This is a genomic window from Mixta mediterraneensis (assembly GCF_030283135.1).
GTDB lineage: Bacteria > Pseudomonadota > Gammaproteobacteria > Enterobacterales > Enterobacteriaceae > Pantoea > Pantoea mediterraneensis.
Window position 1 is genome coordinate 1 of sequence record NZ_JASUAZ010000136.1, and the last position, 965, is coordinate 965.

At 40.0% G+C, this 965-nt stretch carries 1 protein-coding gene; it reads left to right on the forward strand.

From position 1 onward, the window contains the following. The coding region (locus QRY16_RS21970) for a hypothetical protein (RefSeq protein WP_289778060.1) at nt 1–566 on the forward strand (566 nt) is incomplete at its 5' end. Nucleotides 567–965: the final 399 nt, after the last annotated feature.

Below are 965 nucleotides of genomic sequence, written 5' to 3' on the forward strand. Positions count from 1 at the left end.
GCCACTTCTATGCTGGGTATATCCTGGCCCTGACTGACCTGATACGTGTCTATGATTTGAACAAGAACCGTTGCGTTAAGTGTTACGATTTTGATCTTCAGGAGTGCTGGACATTCTCCTTTCCTTTCTTCTGTGCACGGAACCAAACGGTGGTTCTGCAGGATGCAAGCCATTCAGTTCACGCAGCCGAGGTGGAGGAGAAGAGACAGGCCAAGGAGGAAGAGATCCTCTTGGATAAATTTGCTCGCGAGGGAAGGACCCGGGAGGAGCTGAGTATTTTGCTGAAGAAAGAGGATAATGGAAAGGCGTTTAATGCGATATATCGTGGTTCGCTGGCCGATCCGGATCTGTCCTTCCTCGATGTGTTTACTGGCAGGGACAGCAGGCTTGCTTCAGTGCTAAAATCCTGTCCAGGAATAAAGTACTCAGAGATATTTAACAGGCTCGTATCGCGAAAGACTGGAAGTAACGAAATAGCCAGTAAAGAAATCCAGGATGTGTGCAAGAAGCATTATGAATCGTTAGAGAAGATGTATATGAAGCTGCTATCGTATTTAAATCGGTAATAATACGCATACAATGTTAGATACTTGTTGAGAAGGTATTATTTAATTATATAGGTTCCAAACAACGAAGTAGCTATAGCTCACTGCCAACATTTAATAATAAATCATATGCTGGATATAATTTATTAATCAGAGAGTTGTATTAGCAGTGTAATCTACTGTAGGCGCCTCTCACGGATTTATCCGTTAAAAGTTTTAATCCCTAGCAACTATCATATCAGGCAACAACAACCATTTTAATAAGTCAATATTTGACTATATGGTTATTTATAAGTGATAGGAGGCTATAGATCCATGCAGGCCTCTGAATTAAATTTCCTTAATATGGATACTGTGACTTTTATGTTAAGGTTAGTTAATTTTAGAAATATCTCTTTTTCAAATATTTGGTCGCTCTTA